The organism is Polaribacter sp. (assembly GCF_024639685.1).
Lineage (GTDB): Bacteria > Bacteroidota > Bacteroidia > Flavobacteriales > Flavobacteriaceae > Polaribacter.
On sequence record NZ_JAHEHX010000021.1, the window covers coordinates 250,515 to 270,602 of the forward strand.

Annotated in this window: 16 protein-coding genes; 5 read left to right on the top strand and 11 right to left on the bottom strand. The window is 30.5% G+C overall.

Going from position 1 to position 20,088, the window contains the following annotated elements; translation table 11 throughout:
- Positions 1 to 33 precede the first annotated feature (33 nt).
- Positions 34 to 780: an electron transfer flavoprotein subunit beta/FixA family protein gene (locus tag Q0L44_RS10750; RefSeq protein ID WP_296638354.1), complete on the bottom strand. Its 747-nt coding sequence runs from the start codon at positions 778 to 780 to the stop codon at positions 34 to 36.
- 146 nt (positions 781 to 926) lie between these two features.
- Positions 927 to 1,463: a polysaccharide lyase family 7 protein gene (locus Q0L44_RS10755; RefSeq protein WP_296638356.1), complete on the bottom strand. Its 537-nt coding sequence runs from the start codon at positions 1,461 to 1,463 to the stop codon at positions 927 to 929.
- 447 nt (positions 1,464 to 1,910) lie between these two features.
- Here Q0L44_RS10755 and Q0L44_RS10760 point away from each other — a divergent pair, with 447 nt between their 5' ends.
- The 3 genes from Q0L44_RS10760 (at position 1,911) to Q0L44_RS10770 (ending at position 6,247) form a co-directional block, all read left to right on the top strand.
- Positions 1,911 to 2,888 carry a pyruvate dehydrogenase complex E1 component subunit beta gene (locus tag Q0L44_RS10760; RefSeq protein WP_296638358.1) on the top strand — a complete coding sequence of 326 codons (978 nt, stop codon included), beginning with the start codon at positions 1,911 to 1,913 and terminating at the stop codon, positions 2,886 to 2,888.
- Between the two features lie 175 nt (positions 2,889 to 3,063).
- Positions 3,064 to 3,597: an inorganic diphosphatase gene (locus Q0L44_RS10765; RefSeq protein ID WP_296638361.1), complete on the top strand. Its 534-nt coding sequence runs from the start codon at positions 3,064 to 3,066 to the stop codon at positions 3,595 to 3,597.
- A 262-nt stretch (positions 3,598 to 3,859) separates the two neighbouring features.
- Positions 3,860 to 6,247 (top strand): sodium-translocating pyrophosphatase, encoded by a 2,388-nt coding sequence (locus Q0L44_RS10770; RefSeq protein WP_296638363.1) that lies wholly within the window; start codon positions 3,860 to 3,862, stop codon positions 6,245 to 6,247.
- Positions 6,248 to 6,294: 47 nt separating this feature from the next.
- Here Q0L44_RS10770 and Q0L44_RS10775 read toward each other — a convergent pair whose 3' ends face one another.
- From Q0L44_RS10775 to Q0L44_RS10800, 6 genes are all read right to left on the bottom strand, one after another.
- Complete coding sequence (locus Q0L44_RS10775; RefSeq protein ID WP_296638365.1) at positions 6,295 to 7,143, bottom strand: biotin-dependent carboxyltransferase family protein; 849 nt, start codon at positions 7,141 to 7,143, stop codon at positions 6,295 to 6,297.
- The gene (gene pxpB / locus Q0L44_RS10780; protein WP_296638367.1) at positions 7,136 to 7,867 is read right to left on the bottom strand and encodes a 5-oxoprolinase subunit PxpB; all 732 of its coding nucleotides are present in this window, start codon (positions 7,865 to 7,867) and stop codon (positions 7,136 to 7,138) included. Before pxpB ends, Q0L44_RS10775 begins: the two co-directional genes overlap by 8 nt.
- A complete protein-coding gene (gene pxpA, locus Q0L44_RS10785) occupies positions 7,860 to 8,591 on the bottom strand; it encodes a 5-oxoprolinase subunit PxpA (RefSeq protein ID WP_296638371.1) in 732 nt (243 codons plus the stop codon). Before pxpA ends, pxpB begins: the two co-directional genes overlap by 8 nt.
- A 1-nt stretch (position 8,592) precedes the next feature.
- Entirely contained in the window at positions 8,593 to 9,819 is a 1,227-nt protein-coding gene (locus Q0L44_RS10790) for an Nramp family divalent metal transporter (RefSeq protein WP_296638375.1), read from the bottom strand.
- Between the two features lie 96 nt (positions 9,820 to 9,915).
- Entirely contained in the window at positions 9,916 to 11,526 is a 1,611-nt protein-coding gene (gene pckA, locus Q0L44_RS10795) for a phosphoenolpyruvate carboxykinase (ATP) (RefSeq protein WP_296638378.1), read from the bottom strand.
- An 84-nt stretch (positions 11,527 to 11,610) separates the two neighbouring features.
- Positions 11,611 to 11,991, bottom strand: coding sequence for a DUF423 domain-containing protein (locus Q0L44_RS10800; protein WP_296638381.1), 381 nt, complete (start codon positions 11,989 to 11,991; stop codon positions 11,611 to 11,613).
- 72 nt (positions 11,992 to 12,063) lie between these two features.
- On the opposite strand from Q0L44_RS10800, the gene Q0L44_RS10805 reads away from it, so the two are divergent.
- A complete protein-coding gene (locus Q0L44_RS10805; RefSeq protein ID WP_296638382.1) occupies positions 12,064 to 13,431 on the top strand; it encodes a saccharopine dehydrogenase C-terminal domain-containing protein in 1,368 nt (455 codons plus the stop codon).
- Here Q0L44_RS10805 and Q0L44_RS10810 read toward each other — a convergent pair whose 3' ends face one another.
- The 3 genes from Q0L44_RS10810 to Q0L44_RS10820 all read right to left on the bottom strand — a co-directional run bounded on the left by Q0L44_RS10810 (position 13,432) and on the right by Q0L44_RS10820 (position 15,375).
- Positions 13,432 to 14,157 carry a methyltransferase gene (locus Q0L44_RS10810; RefSeq protein WP_296638384.1) on the bottom strand — a complete coding sequence of 242 codons (726 nt, stop codon included), beginning with the start codon at positions 14,155 to 14,157 and terminating at the stop codon, positions 13,432 to 13,434. It abuts the gene before it with no gap.
- Between the two features lie 127 nt (positions 14,158 to 14,284).
- Positions 14,285 to 14,815, bottom strand: coding sequence for a ribosome maturation factor RimM (gene rimM, locus Q0L44_RS10815; RefSeq protein ID WP_296638386.1), 531 nt, complete (start codon positions 14,813 to 14,815; stop codon positions 14,285 to 14,287).
- A gap of 14 nt (positions 14,816 to 14,829) precedes the next feature.
- Positions 14,830 to 15,375 (bottom strand): 30S ribosomal protein S16, encoded by a 546-nt coding sequence (locus tag Q0L44_RS10820; protein WP_296638388.1) that lies wholly within the window; start codon positions 15,373 to 15,375, stop codon positions 14,830 to 14,832.
- Positions 15,376 to 15,685: 310 nt separating this feature from the next.
- Between Q0L44_RS10820 and dnaE the strand changes: the two genes are divergently transcribed.
- A complete protein-coding gene (gene dnaE, locus Q0L44_RS10825) occupies positions 15,686 to 20,023 on the top strand; it encodes a DNA polymerase III subunit alpha (RefSeq protein WP_296638391.1) in 4,338 nt (1,445 codons plus the stop codon).
- The last annotated feature ends 65 nt before the right edge of the window (positions 20,024 to 20,088 follow it).

A 20,088-nucleotide genomic window follows, 5' to 3' on the forward strand; every position in this document is an offset into this window, starting at 1 on the left:
GTTCCGATTTTAAAACTTCGGATAATTTTATGTTTAAATTACTTTAGCTTCATTGTGCAACAAGTTAATTAACTCATCTACATTATCTGCATCAATCAATTTAACTGCACCCTTTGGCGCTGGTTTTTCAAAAGATTCAATAGATGTTGCATCCTCTGCTAAAATAGGTTCTAAAACATTTAAAGGTTTTTTACGAGCCATCATAATTCCACGCATATTAGGTATACGCAAATCTTTCTCTTCTACAATTCCTTTTTGACCACCAATTACTAATGGTAATGAGGTACTTAAAGTTTCATTTCCTCCATCAATTTCTCTAACTGCTGTTACTAAAGTACCATCTACTTCTATACCCACACAACCATTTACAAAATTGAAATCTACTAATGCAGCTAACATTCCAGGAACCATACCACCATTATAGTCAATTGATTCTCTACCTGCTAAAACTAAATCATACCCACCGCTTTTAACAACCTCTGCTAACTGTTTTGCAACAGACAAACCATCTGCAGCATCTACATTTACACGAATAGCATCATCTGCACCAATTGCTAAGGCTTTACGTAATGTTGGTTCTGTAGTTGCATTACCAACATTAACAACAGTTACACTTGCACCATGCTTTTCTTTAAACCACATTGCTCTTGTTAAACTGAACTCATCATAAGGATTGATTACAAATTGTACTCCATTAGTATCGAATTTTGTATCTCCTTCTGTAAAATTAATCTTAGAAGTAGTATCTGGAACGTGACTTATACAAACCAATATTTTCATAAAATTCTATTTTTCGTTTATTAATCGATAACAAAATTAATGATTTTTTTTAAAAAATACTATGCATGCATAATAAATTTTTTGTTAAAAAATTGATATGATAAGTTTCTGAGTTTTATTTTAAATAATTCTAAAAAACAGCTGGATTATTTATAAATGAACTTAAATTTCTCATAAGACACTTTTGTTTTTGGCCCTGCTACTTGAGTATAAGCCCCTGCTTTAAAGAAAAAATTACCATCCATTGTTTTCCATAAATCACTAAGATTATACGAAATAACTCTTGCTTCATTTTTAGTCAGGTTTTTAATTTCTACGGCTAACTCATCTCCATCGCCAAGAATTTTAATAATACATTCTATCCTATCTTTTTCATCAAATGAGGTAAAAAAATCGTTTTCTACATCTCCTTCGTTTTTTAAATAACTTTCTGTAACTACAACTCTTATATCATTTCCTCCTGCAATTTCCACTCTCAATAAAGGCCTTTTTACTCCTTTTGCATCATTATGTATTTGACCAATGGTAACTCCTTTATTAGGGCTAGCATCTGGTACATCTTCAAAGGAGGCAATAAAATGCATAGCACTCTTAGCACTTAAATATAAATCTTTCTCTTGTCTAATTTCGATTCTATCACTTTTTTGACCTGGAGAAATTAAAATCATTTTTCCATCTAACACATAGAAATAATCTTTGAAACAAAGTTCTTCTGCTTTTTTTAAATCTAACTTTGTTTTACCTTGATTTGTATAATAATGGAGTTTCGCATCAACTAAAGCTTATTAAGTTTTTCAATATCACCAGGCTTTATATTACAATTTACTGTGTTCTTCTGACAGTAACCTAAAGTTAGGTTAAAGAGTGCATACACAACAAAAAATATATAATTTAAATTGATAAAATTAAGTTTAATAAACTTTTTAATATTTTGTTAATATAATCTATTATATAAACAATTTAAAGATACTAATTTTTTCAAAAAATTATTCCATAATTTATGAAGGATGATGTTAATAAATTCAATTTGTTGCGTTGTTATAATTCTAAAGATATCAATAAAAGTTATGATTTGTTTAGATCAAAATTCACTACTTTTGTTTTTTATTTTTAATATACGATAATAACAAATGAAAACAGTTCAATTTAGAGAAGCTATTTGCGAAGCAATGAGCGAAGAAATGCGCAGAGATGAAAGCATTTATTTAATGGGTGAAGAAGTTGCTGAATATAATGGTGCTTATAAGGCTAGTAAAGGAATGCTAGATGAGTTCGGTGAAAAAAGAGTTATTGATACTCCTATTGCTGAACTTGGTTTTGCAGGAATAGCAATCGGTTCTGCTATGAATGGTAACAGACCAATTGTAGAATATATGACATTTAATTTCTCTTTAGTTGGAATTGATCAAATTATAAACAATGCTGCAAAAATTAGACAAATGTCTGGAGGTCAGTTCAACTGTCCTATTGTTTTTAGGGGACCTACAGCTTCTGCTGGTCAACTAGGTGCAACTCACTCTCAGGCTTTTGAAAACTGGTTTGCAAACACACCTGGTTTAAAAGTTATTGTGCCTTCAAATCCTTATGACGCAAAAGGTTTATTAAAAGCTGCAATTAGAGATGATGATCCAGTAATTTTTATGGAATCTGAACAAATGTATGGTGATAAAATGGAAATTCCTGAAGGAGAGTACATTATACCTATTGGAGTTGCAGATATTAAAAGAGAAGGAACTGATGTAACTATAGTTTCTTTTGGTAAAATTATCAAAGAAGCATACAAAGCTGCTGAAGAATTAGCCAAAGAAAATATTTCTGTAGAAATTATCGATTTAAGAACGGTAAGACCAATGGACCATGATGCTATTTTAACTTCTGTAAAGAAAACAAATCGTTTGGTAATTCTAGAAGAAGCATGGCCGTTCGCAAGTGTTGCTTCAGAAATCACATATAGAATACAAGACAAAGCATTTGATTATTTAGATGCCCCTATCAAAAGAATAACAACTGCAGATACTCCAGCTCCTTATTCTCCAGTATTACTTGAGAAATGGATTCCAAATCATAATGATGTTGTGAAAGCTGTAAAAGAAGTTTTATATTTATAAAGATTTTCACTTTAAAAATTATAAAAAATCCTTTTTTCTCAATTGAAAAAAGGATTTTTTATTGATATCATAATATTCAATTTATGCGAAATTCATTGCGTAAATTTACTCTTTAAATTTCTCTGAAGATTAAGCTTTCACTATTTTTGCTGCAAAATAATTCAGTAAAAAAATAATGAGCAAAGAACAAAAAAAACAAGTAACATTTGACGTACTTATAGAAATACCTAAAGGGAGTAGAAACAAATACGAATATGACTTTACTCTCCATAAAATACGTTTTGATAGAATGTTATTCTCTTCTATGATGTACCCTGGAGATTATGGGTTTATACCAGAAACTCTAGCATTAGATTCAGATCCATTAGATGTTTTAGTATTAGGTCACCAACCTACTTATCCAATGGTAGTTATGGAAGTAAGACCAATTGGAGTATTCTATATGACTGATGAAAAAGGGCCAGATGAAAAAGTTATTTGTGTACCTGTTTCTGATCCAATTTGGAGTAAAAAATCAGATATTACAGATTTAAACCCACATAGACTAAAAGAAATTGAACACTTTTTTCAAGTTTATAAAGACTTAGAAAAGAAAAAAGTTGACACTGGAGGATGGGGAAATGCAGAAGCAGCTATAAAAATTTATAACGAATGTGTAGCACGATATGACAATAGTGAACACAAGAAAAAAAGAACTTTTACTATTTAATTAGTCAAAAAAGAATACACAAAACATCTTAATTTATTAAGATGTTTTTTTGTGCATAAAATTATTTTTTAGCTTCATTATATAATACAAAAACATAAAAGAAATACAATCAAATCTTCATTAATTTATAAAAGTGAAAATATAATAATTTAAGAGTTAAATAAATAAATAATCTTTAATTTCTATAGTCTTTTTTTATCAATTTAATTTTATTACTTTTGGCCTCGTTTTAAAATTCAATAATTTAAATTAACTAACAAATATGGAATTATTAGTAAACTATTTATGGGCTTTTGGTCTTTTAGCCCTTGCTTTCGTTTTTATTAAAAGTGCTTGGGTTTCTAAGCAAGATGAAGGTGAAGACAGAATGAAAAGAATTGCAAAAAATATTGCTGATGGAGCAATGTCTTTTCTAAAAGCTGAGTACAAAGTACTTGCAATTTTTGTGGTAGCAGTAGCTATCCTATTATACTTTAAAGGAAGTGCAGAAGTAGGGTCTAGTGGAGTTGTGGCAATATCTTTTATTATAGGGGCAATTTGTTCTGCTTTAGCAGGATTTATTGGAATGAAAGTAGCAACAAAAGCCAATGTAAGAACTACACAAGCTGCAAGAACATCTTTAGGAAGAGCATTAGAGGTTGCCTTTGCAGGTGGAGCTGTAATGGGACTTGGTGTTGTTGGTCTTGGTGTATTAGGATTGAGTGGTTTATTCATGATTTATCAAAATATATGGCCAGGTGCTGAAAACTTAACACTAGTATTAAACGTTCTTTCTGGTTTCTCATTAGGTGCTTCTTCAATTGCTTTATTTGCAAGAGTTGGTGGTGGTATTTACACAAAGGCAGCTGATGTTGGTGCTGATTTAGTTGGTAAAGTAGAAGCTGGAATTCCTGAAGATCATCCATTAAATCCTGCAACAATTGCAGATAACGTTGGTGATAATGTAGGTGATGTTGCTGGAATGGGAGCAGATTTATTTGAATCTTATGTAGGTTCAATTATTGGTACTATGGTTTTAGGTGCTTTTATTATTACACCTGACTTAAATGGATTAGGTGCTGTTTACTTACCATTAGTATTAGCTGCTGTTGGAATTGTGATGTCAATTTTAGGGTCATTCTTTGTAAGAGTAAAAGATGGAGGAAATCCTCAAACTGCTTTAAATATTGGTGAATTTGGATCAGCTGGTTTAATGGTTGTTGCATCTTATTTTATAATTAATGCTCTAATTCCTGAAGCTGTAGAAGGTTTACCTTTTGGTGCTATGGGTGTATTTTGGGCAACTATTGCTGGTTTAGTAGCTGGTTTAGCTGTAGGTAAAATAACAGAATATTACACAGCTACAGGAAAAGGACCTGTTAATTCAATTGTTGAACAATCTGAAACTGGATCTGCAACAAATATTATTGCTGGTTTAGGTGTTGGAATGATGTCCACTGCTATACCAATTATTTTAATAGCTGCTGCAATTATTGTTTCACATCATTATGCTGGGTTATATGGTATTGCAATTGCTGCTGTTGGTATGTTAGCAAACACTGGTATTCAATTAGCTGTAGATGCTTATGGTCCCATATGTGATAATGCTGGTGGTATTGCTGAAATGGCAGAATTACCAAGTGAAGTTAGAGAACGTACTGATAAATTAGATGCTGTTGGTAACACAACTGCTGCTGTTGGTAAAGGTTTTGCAATTGCATCTGCTGCTTTAACAGCATTGGCTTTATTTGCTGCTTTTATGAAAACTGCTAATGTTACAGCTATTGATGTTTCTCAGCCTAAAATTATGGCAGGATTATTAGTTGGTGGAATGTTGCCATTCGTTTTTTCTGCATTATCTATGAATGCTGTAGGTAGAGCTGCAATGGCTATGATTGAAGAAGTACGTCGTCAGTTTAGAGATATTCCTCAATTAAAAGCTGCTTTAGAAGTTATGAGAGCAGTAGATTCTGATATGACAAAAGCAACTAAAGAGCAAAGAGCAATTTTTGATGCTGCTGATGGTGTTGCTGAATATGACAAATGTGTTGATATCTCTACAAAGGCATCAATTAAAGAAATGGTTTTACCAGGTTTATTAGCTATTGCTGTTCCTGTTGCTGTTGGTTTTATTGGTGGTTCAGAAATGCTAGGAGGTTTATTAGCTGGTGTAACAACATGTGGTGTTTTAATGGCAATCTTTCAATCAAATGCAGGTGGTGCTTGGGATAATGCTAAGAAGACTATTGAAGAACAAGGAAAAAAAGGAACTGATGCTCATAAAGCAGCAGTTGTAGGAGACACAGTTGGTGATCCTTTTAAAGACACTTCTGGACCTTCTTTAAATATTCTTTTAAAACTAATGTCTGTTGTTGCTTTAGTAATTGCACCAAGTATTGCAATGAATAGTGCAGATGTATCTGATTACAATACTAAGAAAGAAGTAAAAGTAGAGATCAAACAAACTACTGGAGATTTAGCAATGGCTACAATTACAACAACAAAAACTATTGATGGAGTTGTTACTGAAGATATTCAAAAAATTGAGGGAACTGTTGAAGAAATAGAAAAAAAAGCAAAAGAAGCTGGAGAAATAGCTTCTGTAAATGTTTCTAAAAATAAAAAAGAAGTAACAAAAAAAATTGAAGTTATTGTTGAGAAACAAGAGTAAATTCAATTTAAATTATTTAAAAAAGCATCCAAAATTGGATGCTTTTTTTATGGAATTAATTTAAACTTAAATTTGTTATTAGTTGTCTTTTGAGCTAATATATTTATTGAATTTTCTGTTAATTGTATTATTCTTGGATATCCTCCAGTAACTTGACAATCTCTCATTAATACAATTAATTTACCTGAAGGCGTTATCTGAACAGTACCTGGAATAACAGCTGATGTTAGAATTTGTTCAAAATTATTTTCTACTATTTCATTCAGTTTAAAACCCATTCTATTATTATCTATAGATAATGAAAAAGATTTCTCAAATAATATATTTTGTTGTTCTTTATTTAATAAATCAAATTCAGGTCCTTTAAAACATTCTATTATTTCTGATTCAAAATGATTTTTACTTATTTTTATTAATGAATTTGAATCTCTTAAATCTTGATCAAATGTATTATAATTTATAATATCGTTTTTTTTGAGAAGAAAATTTTTTGTGACATTTCGATAAAAACTTCTACTACCTAATTTTATTTCTGATAAAAAACCTCCTTTTACAGCAATGTAACAACGGACACCATACTTCACTTTTCCAAAGGATAAAACGTCATGTTTTTCGACTATAATTCTTTGATTTATTGAAATAGGTTTATCGTTAATAGTAGGTGAAAAATTTCCACCAGAAATTGCAATCTCAGTATTTTCTAAAAATAAAAATTTACAAGCTCCTAGTGTTATTTCAATAACAGCAGCATCTAGAGAATTATTTAAAATATGATTTGTTAAATCAGATGAAAAAAAATCCATAACTCCAGAAACAGGTACTCCAATTGATGCAAAACCAACTCTTCCTTTATCCTGTATAGATGTAAAAAAACCTGCTTTTAAAACTTTAAGCATCAGTGGAAATTTTTATTAGTTGATACTTATTTTTTAAAATTTCATTTTCAATATGATAAAATTCTTCTAAAGAAATAGATTTGAATTTTATAAAATCACCTGCTTTTGCAAAACAAGTTACCTCTTTTTCCAAATCAAAAAAGTGTATTGGTGTTTTCCCAATAATATTCCAACCACCAGCAGATACATTAGGGTAGACACCAGTTTGCATACCTCCTATTCCAACTGCCCCCTTAACAACATTCAATCTTGGATTGGGTTTTCTATCAAAATAGAGTCGTTCATTTAAACCTCCTAGATAAAGAAAACCTGGTAAAAAACCTATAAAGTAAATTTTGTAAACTACCTCTGAATGTAGGTTTATAATTTCTTGAATATCTAAATTTGATTTTTGTGATATTTCTTTAAGATCTATTCCAAATTCTAAATCATAACAAACAGGAATTTCCCATTGATAATATTTTTGTTCTTTTATATTTTGTGTTGATTTATATTCTGTTTTTAGAATAGATACTTGTTTTTTAAAGTCATTAATATAACTTCTAAAAATGACCGTTAAAGAATTATACCCTTGAATTAAATCTATAAAATCAACATTTTTATTTACTAGAAGTTTTTCTTTATAAATCAAAATATCATTCAAAATGAAATCATCAATTACTGACTTCCATTCTATCAAAATTGCCTTTTCCCCAAATCGCTTATATGTTAGATTTTCAGCCAATTGTATATTCTTCTTTTTTTAAATTTTGATATAAAAATTTTAAAATTTCTAGTGCATTTTCAGTATCACTATGCACACAAAACGTATCTACTTTTATTTCTTTTTCTAAACCAGAAACAGTTTTCACCTTATTTCTTTTAACCATATTAAAAACATGTTTAAAAACTTTTTTTTCATTAACCAATAATGCGTTTTTTTCTTTTCTAGAAAGCAAGGTTAAATTATCAGTATAGTTTCTGTCAGCAAAAACTTCATATTTTATTTTTATGTTATTTGCTATAGCAACTCTCTCTATTACAGATTGATAAGGAACATACAAATATGAATATTTTAGATAATCTTTAATGATTTCAATAAAAATATTTGCTAATTTTTCATCAATAGCTACTGCATTGTACAATGCTCCATGAGGTTTTATATGATGAAATTCTGCTCCAAAATAAGACAATCGAGTTAAAAAAAAATCAAGCTGATTTTGAATACTAATTTTTAATTCTTCACTTGAAATTTTTATCAATTTTCTACCGAAATTCACTTTATCAGGAAAAGATGGATGTGCACCAATCTTAACATTATTTTCTATAGCTAATTTTATAGTTTTATCAATTGAATGTTGATCACCAAAGTGTCCTCCACAAGCTATATTACAAGATGAAATATATGACATTATTAAATGTTCATTTAATACTCCTTCTCCAACATCACAATTAATATCAATCTTCATTTTATAATAAATTAAACACTTTCAAAATTCCTTTTGCCCCTAAAAAGACAGTAATAGCTATAATGATAAACCCTAAAACATTTTGTTTTTTTGTATTTACAAAACTTCCTAAGACATTCTTTTTATTCATAATCCATAATAAAATTCCAGCAATTAATGGTAAAAGCATTCCATTAGCAACTTGAGCAAATTTTATAATTTCAATAGGTTTAATACCAATTGAAGAAAATAAAACACCTAAAAATAAAATAACCATCCAAACTGCTCTAAAAGATTTTGATTGCATGTTACCTTTAAAACCCAAACAACCCTTAGCTACATAAGCAGCAGCTAAAGGTGCAGTAATAGCAGAAGTAATTCCTGCTGCAAATAAACCTAAAGCTAAAAAGTATTTTGCAAATTCACCATATAAAGGAGCTAATCCTTCCGCTAAATCTGCTACATTTAAAATATCTTTTGATGGAATAGATGCAGCAGAAACAATTATAGCCATGGAAACTAATCCTCCTAAAACAATAGAAACAATGGTATCTTTTTTAGCTAATAAAACATCTTCTTTTTTCTTCCATCTTTCTTTTACCAAAGAAGCATGTAAAAACAAATTATAGGGAACCACTGTAGTTCCAATTAAACCAATTATAGTTAGTAAACTTTTCTCAGGAAATTTAGGAACAAACATTCCTTTTAAAATTTGTAAAATACTTGGTTTAGTAACAACTGCTGTAATTAAAAACGAAAAACTCATCAATAACACTAAAGTGACTAATGCTTTTTCTAAAAATTTATAATTACCAATATATAAGAGAACAAAAGCAATAAGCCCTATAATGATACTCATAAAGTTGATAGAAAAGTTACCAAAAATGAATTTGAATTCTCCAAAAACAGTTTCTAATCCTAAAATTCCTCCACTAATATTTCCTGCTTCATAAGAAGCGTTTCCAATTACAATTGCTGATAAAATTAAAATAGTAATAAACTGTTTTAAAAAAGGAATTCTTATTTCTTCTCTTATAACTTCTGATAATCCTTTTTGGGAAATAATACCTAATCTTGCTGCCATCTCTTGTAAAATAATGGTCGCAATTATAGACAATAACATTGCCCATAATAAATTAAATCCAAAATTGACACCAGCTAAAGTACATAATGTAACTGTTCCTGGGCCAATAAATGCTGCTGCAACTAAAGTTCCTGGGCCAACATTTCGAATCCATTTTATTATCATAAAAAGTCTATTTAATTTTCTGAATAAATATACTTTTTTAAAAAGAAAAACACCTCAAAATTGAGGTGTTTATATTATTTAAAAAACTTTTATATATTAATAAGCATATCTTTGAGGACCACCTCTTCTAATTTCTTCACTTGCAAATTCTTCAAACTGTTTAAAGTTATTTCTAAATGCATTCGATAATTTAAAGGCAGTTTCGTAATAAGCATCATCATTATTCCAAGTTGCTCTCGGACTTAATAATTCTGTTGGCACTCCAGGGCAAGATCTTGGTTGTGCAACACCAAATACTGAGTGAATATGGTAATCTTCATAAGTATAATCTTTTAAATCTCCATTTAACACAGCAGTAATCATTGCTCTAGTATATTTTAATGGCATTCTTCTACCTACACCATATTTACCTCCAGACCATCCTGTGTTTACCAACCAAACGTTTACGCCAGCCTCTGTCATTTTTTTACTTAGCATTTCTGCATACTTAGTAGGATGTAAAGGCATAAATGGCGCTCCAAAACAAGCTGAAAAACTTGGTACTGGTTCTGTTACACCTGCTTCTGTACCTGCTACTTTTGCTGTATAACCAGAGATAAAGTGATACGCTGCTTGACTAGGTGTTAATTTAGATATTGGAGGTAGTACACCAAATGCATCTGCTGTTAAAAAGAAGATGTTTTTCGGGTTTTTACCAATAGATGGTTTCTGAATATTATTTATATGATAAATAGGGTAACTAACTCTTGTATTTTGGGTAATTGAAGTGTCTGAAAAATCGACAGCTCCGTTATCATCCATAATTACATTCTCTAAAATTGCACCTTTCTTAATTGCAGAAAAGATTTCTGGTTCTTGTTCTTGTGATAAGTTAATCACCTTTGCATAACAACCTCCTTCAAAATTAAAAACGGTGTTTTCTGCTGTCCAGCCATGTTCATCATCTCCAATTAAACTCCTATTTGGGTCTGTAGATAACGTAGTTTTACCAGTACCAGATAAACCAAAGAAAATAGCTGTATCTCCCTCTTTACCTACGTTTGCAGAACAGTGCATAGGTAATATATTCTTATAAACTGGTAATATAAAATTAAGAGCATAAAAAATACCTTTTTTAATTTCACCTGTGTAACCTGTACCACCAATTAAAGCAATCTTCTTAGAAAAGTTTAAAATTGAAAAATTATGCTGACGAGTTCCATCTACAGCAGCATCTGCCATAAAACCTGGGGCATTAATTACTGTCCATTCAGGAGTAAAGTTTTGTAACTCATCTTCTGTTGGCCTTAAGAACATGTTGTAAGCAAACATGTTGCTCCAAGGATATTCATTAACCACTCTAATATTTAATTTGTAATTTTCGTCTACACAAGCATAACTATCTCTTACAAATATTTCTTTTTCCGATAAATAATTGACAACCTTATTATAAAGGCTATCGAATTTATTATCATCAAAAGGTAAATTAATGTTACTCCAATAAACTTCGTCTTTTGTAATTTCATCTTTTACAATAAAACGATCCATAGGTGAACGCCCTGTAAATTCACCTGTATTTATAGCAATTGCGCCTAAAGATGATTCTACTCCTTGTTCTTTCTGTAAAGTTACTTGATGTAATTCGTTAGAAGTTAATTGATAACGAATTGTTGCATTTTTTATTCCTAGACTATTTAACGAAATCGATTTCGTATTTATATCTACCATATCAATATTTTTTTATTTTTATAAGTAACAAAACTAATGAATATTTTAAAACAACGTGATTATTAGAAAATATTTACGTATTTTTTAATTATTTTTTATTTTTTTTACGAATACTATAATTATTAAAAGCCAAGCAATTATAAAAAACAAACCTCCTAAAGGTGTTGTAAACCAAATAGATTTTGCAGTTATAGAGGTTAATTGTATGCAATAGATAGATCCTGAAAACAATATAATACCTGAAAATAAAAGATAACTTATGGTATTTTTTTGCTTTTCTGTAAATCCATCATAAAGGTTAATAATAAGCAGTATTATTACATGATACATCTGATAACGAACTGCAGTTTCAAAACTCTGTAAACTTTCTTGGGTTAAGGTTCCCTTTAAAGCATGTGCTCCAAAAGCACCTAGAATAACAGCGGACAATCCCAAAAAAGAAGCAATAACTATATTTTTAAACATTTTTATTTGTTTTTGTTATATTTTAAACAATTATATTATCTTCGTTTATATATCAAAAATACGTTTTATTTCATGAAAAAAATTTTGATTATTGGTTCTGGAAAATCGAGTTCATCTCTTATTAAATACTTATTAGACAAAGCTGACAAAGAAAATCTGTTTTTAACGATTGGAGATTTAGACATTAAGAATGCTAAGAAATTGGTTAATAATCATAAAAAAACCAATGTTATTCAGTTTGATGTATTTAACGATAATCAAAGACAGCATGAAATTAAAAATTCTGATTTAGTAATTTCTATGTTGCCTGCAAGATTCCACATAGAAGTAGCAAAAGATTGTATTACATTTAAAAAACACATGGTTACTGCATCTTATATTTCTAAAGAGATTCAAGCATTAAATGAACAAGCCAAAGAAAATAATCTCATTTTTATGAATGAGATAGGCTTAGATCCTGGTTTAGATCATATGAGTGCCATTAAAGTGATCGATTCTATCAGAGAAAGAAGTGGAAAACTATTATTATTTGAATCTTTTTGTGGAGGATTGGTTGCTCCAGAAAGTGATACTAATCTATGGAATTATAAATTTACTTGGAATCCTAGAAATGTGGTTTTAGCAGGTCAAGGAGGAGCAGCTATGTTTATTCAAGAAAGTACTTATAAATACATTCCTTATCATAAATTATTTAGAAGAACTGAATTCTTAAAAATAGAAGATAAAAGGTATGAAGCATATGCTAATAGAGATTCGTTAAAATATAGAAATATGTATGGTTTAGATAATATACCAACCATGTATAGAGGCACTATTAGAAAGATTGGATTTTCTAGAGCATGGAACATTTTTATTCAATTAGGTATGACAGATGATTCTTACACAATAGAAGGTTCTGAAAACATGAGTTATCGTGATTTTGTAAACTTATTCTTGGCTTATTCGCCTTCTGATTCTGTAGAGCTAAAATTGCGCTCTTACTTAAAGATTGATCAAGATGATATTATGTGGGAAAAATTAGTAGAATTGGGTTTATTTAATCCAAAGAAAAAAGTGAAACTCAAAAATGCAACTCCTGCTCAAATCCTACAAAAAATATTAGAAGATTCTTGGACCCTAAAAAGTGATGACAAAGACATGATTGTTATGCAGCATTTATTTGGATACGAATTAAATAATAATAAAAAACAGATAGAAAGCAGCTTGGTTGTTAAAGGAGAAAATCAAACCTATACTGCAATGGCTAAAACAGTAGGTTTACCTGTTGCTATTGCTGCTTTAAAAATATTAAAAGGAGAAATAAAAACTCCTGGGGTTCAATTGCCAATTCGTAAAGAGGTCTACGAGCCAATTTTAAAAGAACTTGAAAATTATGGCATCACTTTTAAAGAAAAAGAAGTTCCTTATTTAGGATATAACCCTAATCATGTTAGAGGATAATTACATTTTTAAATAAAACTCTTTCGTTAAAGATACATAGGCTTCTGTGTATTTATGTCTTTCAGTTTCAATAATTAGTTCTTGAATATCAATGGCACTTTGGTGAAAAGAAAACTCTAGTAAACTGCGCTTAACAGTGGATGTCTTATTGCCCTTTACATGACAGATTCGATTAACGTACAAACCTTGTTTTTTTGCTAATTCTATAAATGTGACCTCCTCTTTTCTAGGAATTATAGTAGAGAAACATCCATCATCATTCAATATCATTGCAACACCTTTTAATAAATCTTCAAATGACAAAGAAGATGTAAATCTTGCTTTATTTCTAGAATCGTTACCTGTTTCAAAATCATCTGAATAAAAAGGAGGATTAGATACAACTAAACCATAACTTTCCTCTTCCTCTTCAATTTCGGTAGCAAAATCAGTAAAATCAGAATGATAACAAAATAAGCGATCACTCCAGTCTGAACCTTCAAAATTCTCTACAGTTTGCTCATAAGCATCAACATCAAGTTCTACTGCGTCAATTGTAAAAGCTTCAGAACGTTGAGCCATAATTAAACTAATAACTCCTGTACCTGTACCAATATCGAGTATAGATTCTATATCATTAGTAACAGAACACCAAGCACCCAAAAGAACTCCATCAGTTCCAATTTTCATTGCGGTTTTATTTTGGTGAACCGTAAACTCTTTAAAATGAAAAGGCTTGCTACTCATAGACTTTTAATTTCAACAAAATTAAGCTATTCAAAAAAAATGCTCCTAAAAAGAAAAATGGAAATGCAAATAAGTTTGCAAAGATTCACTTTAATTTTAGAATTCCTTAGTAATTATAAGAATTTCTTTATGAATTTAGATATAGATCGATTAAACCGGTTGGTGTCTCTACTTCTATTTTTTTATGAATTCTGTCTACTTTTTTAATAAAGTTATCAATCATAGGTATAAAGATTTCTTTCTCGTCTTTATTTATTTCAAATAAAGGCTGAGCAGCTTTATCATTTATATGAACTATGACACCAACATAACCAAAATTTATATCGATTACCTGAAAACCAATAACTTCATGATAATAAAACTTATCTCCTGAGAGTTTCGGCAATAAGTCTAAAGGCAAATAAATTCCACATTTTAAAATAGAATCGGCCTCTTCTTCAGAATAAATGTCTTCGAATTGTACACGTAATTGATTCCCTTTATGAAGAGAGCTTTTTTCAATAAAAAATGGAACCAGGTTTGTGCCAAATTCGACATAAACTGATTCCATATTTTTATACAACTCGGGCTCGTCTGTATCTAGTTTGATAACAACTTCACCCTTAAAACTATATTTTGTTACGATTCTGCCTAAATAAAAACACTCTTCTTTACGCATACCGTATAAAAGTTTTATTCAGCTGATTTTTCTTCCTCAGAAGTAGCTACTTCTTCAGTTTCTGTAGTTTCTTCAGTAGCAGCTTCTGCTTCTTCAGTTACTTCTTCTACTTCTGGTAATGCAGCAGCAATTCTTGCTTCGTTAACTGCTTTTTCAGCTTCTAAAGCTTTTGCTTTAGCATCAGCTTCTACTTTTGCTAACTTTTCTTCTTTGCTAGAAACTTTACTTGTCTTCTCTTCTACCCAAGCATTAAACTTTTCTTCTGCTTGTTCTTCAGTTAAAGCACCTTTTCTTACACCACCAACTAAATGGTTTTTTAGCATTGCACCTTTGTAAGATAATATTGCTTTTGCAGTGTCAGTTGGCTGAGCTCCACTCTGTAACCATTTTACAGCACCATCAACATCTAAGTTAATTTCTGCTGGGTTTACATTCGGATTATAGGTACCTATTTTTTCTAAATAACGACCATCTCTTTTTGAACGTGAATCTGCAGCAACTATCCAATAAAATGGTTTGCCTTTTTTACCATGTCTTTGTAATCTAATTTTTACTGGCATTCTTATTAATTTTTTAAGGTTCTCGACCTTGGTTATTAAAAATCTTATTATCTCGTAATAAGCGAGCGCAAATTTACAATTTTCTTTTTAATAAAAACCAATTATAATACATATAATATATTCATTATCAGCATTCACTCTCATAAAAAAAATAGAACTTGAATATATTGAAGGTTATAGAGTAATAAAGCTTCTATAAAAATTTACTAAAATTCTTTTATTGTTGATAAGTCTAAACAACTTATATCAGTAAAATTTAAGTTGTTTTTGTACATTTAATATTCCTTAATTATACTAGATAAAATCGTTTATGTACTTAATTTTTGATACTGAAACTACAGGGTTACCAAAAAGTTGGAATGCCCCTATTACAGATACAGATAATTGGCCAAGATGTATACAAATTGCTTGGCAGTTGCATGATGAAATGGGTAATGTTTTAGAGCATAATGATTTTTTAATTAAACCTAATGGGTTTAACATTCCTTATGATGCAGAAAGAATTCACGGGATTTCTACAGAATTAGCAGAAAAAGAAGGAATTTCCTTAGAGGAGGGTTTGCAGTTATTTAATGAGGTTTTACAGAAAACCACATTTGTTGTTGGTCAAAATGTAGAGTTCGATTTAAATATTATGGGTTGCGAATTCCATAGACGAGCAACAGAAACAACTTTAAATAAGTTGCCTGTCTTAGATACTTGTACAGAAAAGACAGCATTACTTTGTCAAATTCCAGGTGGTAGAGGAGGTAAATTTAAACTTCCTACGCTAACAGAGTTACACAAATATTTATTTGGAATTGATTTTACAGAGGCACATAATGCAACTGCAGATGTAGAGGCTACAACTCGTTGTTTCTTAGAATTAATTAGAATTAGAGAATTTACGAAAGAACAACTAGACGTAGATTCAGATTACTTTAAAAACTTTTCTGAAGCAAATCCAAAACCAATTCAATTAATTGGTTTAAAACACATCAACTTAAAAAAAGAAAGTGATAAAATTAGGAGAAAGCTAGAGAAACAAAAAGATTCGGCATCAACCTTGTCTACCTCTGAAGGCCTTTTAGAATTAAAAGATGTTTCTTTCGCACACTTACACAATCATACACAATTCTCTGTACTACAATCTACCATGCAAATTGGTAATATTGTAGCTGCAGCTGCAAAAGACAATATGCCTGCTGTTGCAATGACAGACACTGCAAACATGATGGCCTCATTTCATTTTGTTAGTGCTGTTTTAAGTCATAATAAAACTGCAGACACACCAATGAAGCCAATTATTGGGTGCGAATTTAATATTTGTGAAGATCATAAAAACAAATCTCAAAAAGACAATGGTTACCAAGTAGTTTTACTAGCTAAAAACAAAAATGGCTATCATAATTTAGCTAAAATGTCTTCTATCGCTTTTGTTGATGGCTTTTATTATGTACCAAGAATTGATAAAGAAATCATCAAAAAATATAAGGAAGATATTATTGTTTTAACAGGTAACTTGTATGGAGAAGTACCAAGTAAAATTCTAAATCTTGGTGAAAAACAGGCTGAAGAAGCTTTACTTTGGTGGAAAGAAGAATTTAAAGATGATTTTTACATTGAGTTAATGAGGCATAATCAACAAGATGAAACTATCGTAAATGAAACTTTATTAAAATTCTCTAAAAACCACAAAATAAAAATTGTTGCAACTAACAACACCTTTTATTTAGAAAAAAAAGACGCCAATGCACATGACATTCTATTATGTGTTAAAGATGGTGAAAAACAAGCTACTCCAAAGGGAAAAGGACGAGGTTACAGATATGGCTTGCCTAACGAAGAATATTACTTTAAGTCAACAGAAGAGATGAAAACGCTTTTTGCAGATTTGCCAGAAGCAATTATCAATATTCAAGAAGTTGTAGATAAGATAGAAATATTCACGTTAGCTAGAGATGTTTTATTACCAGCTTTCGATATTCCTGAGGAATTTAAAGATGTAAAAGATGACGAAGACGGAGGAAAAAGAGGGGAAAATAATTTCTTAAAACACTTAACTTTTGAAGGTGCTAAAATTAGATATGGAGAAATTGCTCCAGAAATTAAAGAACGTTTAGATTTTGAATTAGAAGTAATTGAAAAAACAGGGTACCCTGGTTATTTTTTAATTGTAGAAGATTTTATCAGGGAAGCCAGGAAAATGGATGTTGCAGTAGGTCCTGGTCGTGGTTCTGCAGCTGGTTCTGTAGTTGCTTATTGCCTTTGGATTACAAACATAGATCCGATTAAATACGATTTACTTTTTGAGCGTTTCTTAAATCCTGAGCGTGTTTCCATGCCAGATATCGATATCGATTTTGATGACGAAGGTCGAGGGAGAGTTATGGATTATGTAATTCAAAAATATGGCGCTAACCAAGTTGCACAAATTATTACCTATGGTACTATGGCTGCAAAATCTTCTATAAGAGATACGGCTAGAGTACTAGACTTACCTCTTTTTGAAGCAGACCGAATTGCAAAATTAATTCCTGGTGTTAAGCTTAAAAATATTTTTGGTGAAGATGCAAAAAGTAAAGGTAAAATTGCAGGATTAAGGGCTGAGGAGAAGGTAATGGTAGAGGAACTTCAAAAGCTTGCATTAGGTGCTGACTTAGCCTCAGAAACCGTAAACAAAGCGACTATCTTAGAGGGTTCTGTTAGAAATACGGGAATACATGCATGTGGTGTTATTATTACTCCTAGCGACATTACCAATTACGTTCCTGTTGCTTTAGCAAAGGATTCTGATATGTATGTTACTCAATTTGACAACTCTGTAGTAGAATCTGCAGGTTTGTTAAAAATGGATTTCTTAGGATTAAAAACACTAACTTTAATTAAGGACACTGTAAAAATTGTAAAAGCAAAACACAATGTTGATTTAGATCCTGAGAATTTTCCTTTAGATGATGAAAAAACATACGAGCTCTTTCAAAGAGGAGAAACTGTTGGTATTTTTCAGTATGAATCTCCAGGAATGCAAAAACACATGCGTTCTTTAAAACCAACTGTTTTTGCTGATTTAATTGCAATGAATGCTTTGTACAGACCTGGACCAATGGAATATATTCCGAGCTTTATTAACAGAAAGCACGGAACGGAAGATATTGAGTACGATTTGCCGGCAATGGAAGAGTATTTGGCAGAAACTTACGGAATTACAGTTTACCAAGAACAGGTAATGTTACTCTCGCAAAAACTGGCAGATTTCACCAAAGGTGAAGCCGATGTTTTACGTAAAGCAATGGGTAAAAAGCAAATAGCGGTTCTTGACAAAATGAAACCAAAATTCATTGAGCAAGCAGGTAAAAATGGTCATGATGAAGAAAAACTAGAAAAAATATGGAAAGATTGGGAAGCCTTTGCAAGTTATGCCTTTAACAAATCTCACTCTACTTGTTATGCCTGGATTGCTTATCAAACTGCTTATTTAAAAGCACATTATCCTGCAGAATATATGGCTTCTGTACTTTCTAACAATATGAAAGATATTAAAGCTGTTTCTTTCTTTATGGAAGAATGTAAACGAATGGGATTAGAGGTTTTAGGACCAGATATTAATGAATCTTATTTAAAATTTTCAGTAAATCAAGAAGGTGCTGTTCGTTTTGGAATGGCTGCTGTTAAAGGTGTTGGTGCTGCAGCTGTAAGAGCTATTATTGCAGAACGTAAAGAAAATGGTAATTACACTTCTATTTTTGATTTAGCAAAACGTGTAGATTTAAGAGCTGCCAATAAAAAATCTTTTGATAGTTTAATTAAAGCAGGTGCTTTTGATTCTTTTTCTGATACACATAGAGCACAATATTTTGCTACAGATGAAAAAGGAATTACCTTTTTAGAAAGAGTTATGAAATTTGGTAGCAAATACCAAGAAAATGAGAATTCTGCACAGGTTTCTATGTTTGGTGAAACCTCTACAGTTCAGTTTCCTGAACCAGATATTCCTGAATGTGAAACTTGGGGAACAATGGAACTTTTATCACAAGAAAAAGAAGTCATTGGTATTTATATTTCTGCACATCCTTTAGATGATTTTAAAAACGAAATGATTTTTTGCAACGCAAGATTAAGAGATTTTAAAGGAGATCTGAAAGAGATTGTAGGGAACAACTTGTCATTTGCAGGTATTATAACAGAGGTACAACATAGAGTATCTAAAGCAGGAAAAGGCTGGGCCTCTTTTTTTATTGAAGATTATGGAGACAATCATGAATTTAGAGTATTTGGTGAAGATTACCTTAAGTTTAAACATTTCTTAGTACCAAATTCTTTTTTATTTGTGAGAGCTACCATCCAAGCTGGCTGGACAAATAAAGAGGGTGTAGAAGGTGAACCTCGGATAAAGTTTACAGAGTTTAAACTACTCCATGATATTATGGACACGCTTTGTAAAAAAATAACCATTAAAATGTCTATCAATGATGTAAGTGAAGAAAATATTTTAAATCTAGAAAGTATTCTTAGAAATAATAATGGAAAACAAAATTTACACTTTACTATTTGGGATGCTCAAGAAAAAATTGAACTTAGTTTACCGAGTAGAAATACAAAAATTAAGATTTCCTCAACACTTTTAGCAAATCTAGATCAGCAACATATTAGATATAAACTGAATTAAAATACGAAATCCAATAACTAAACCTCTATTTTTTGTGATCTCGTTATAAAATGCTGATTTTTTTA

Bases quoted from the DNA above. Each gene is read 5' to 3' on its own strand.
- Q0L44_RS10750 (WP_296638354.1), bottom strand. From the start codon at position 780: ATGAAAATATTGGTTTGTATAAGTCACGTTCCAGATACTACTTCTAAG.
- Q0L44_RS10760 (WP_296638358.1), top strand. From the start codon at position 1,911: ATGAAAACAGTTCAATTTAGAGAAGCTATTTGCGAAGCAATGAGCGAA.
- Q0L44_RS10765 (WP_296638361.1), top strand. From the start codon at position 3,064: ATGAGCAAAGAACAAAAAAAACAAGTAACATTTGACGTACTTATAGAA.
- Q0L44_RS10770 (WP_296638363.1), top strand. From the start codon at position 3,860: ATGGAATTATTAGTAAACTATTTATGGGCTTTTGGTCTTTTAGCCCTT.
- Q0L44_RS10775 (WP_296638365.1), bottom strand. From the start codon at position 7,143: ATGCTTAAAGTTTTAAAAGCAGGTTTTTTTACATCTATACAGGATAAA.
- pxpA (WP_296638371.1), bottom strand. From the start codon at position 8,591: ATGAAGATTGATATTAATTGTGATGTTGGAGAAGGAGTATTAAATGAA.
- Q0L44_RS10790 (WP_296638375.1), bottom strand. From the start codon at position 9,819: ATGATAATAAAATGGATTCGAAATGTTGGCCCAGGAACTTTAGTTGCA.
- pckA (WP_296638378.1), bottom strand. From the start codon at position 11,526: ATGGTAGATATAAATACGAAATCGATTTCGTTAAATAGTCTAGGAATA.
- Q0L44_RS10800 (WP_296638381.1), bottom strand. From the start codon at position 11,991: ATGTTTAAAAATATAGTTATTGCTTCTTTTTTGGGATTGTCCGCTGTT.
- Q0L44_RS10805 (WP_296638382.1), top strand. From the start codon at position 12,064: ATGAAAAAAATTTTGATTATTGGTTCTGGAAAATCGAGTTCATCTCTT.
- Q0L44_RS10810 (WP_296638384.1), bottom strand. From the start codon at position 14,157: ATGAGTAGCAAGCCTTTTCATTTTAAAGAGTTTACGGTTCACCAAAAT.
- rimM (WP_296638386.1), bottom strand. From the start codon at position 14,815: ATGCGTAAAGAAGAGTGTTTTTATTTAGGCAGAATCGTAACAAAATAT.
- Q0L44_RS10820 (WP_296638388.1), bottom strand. From the start codon at position 15,375: ATGCCAGTAAAAATTAGATTACAAAGACATGGTAAAAAAGGCAAACCA.
- dnaE (WP_296638391.1), top strand. From the start codon at position 15,686: ATGTACTTAATTTTTGATACTGAAACTACAGGGTTACCAAAAAGTTGG.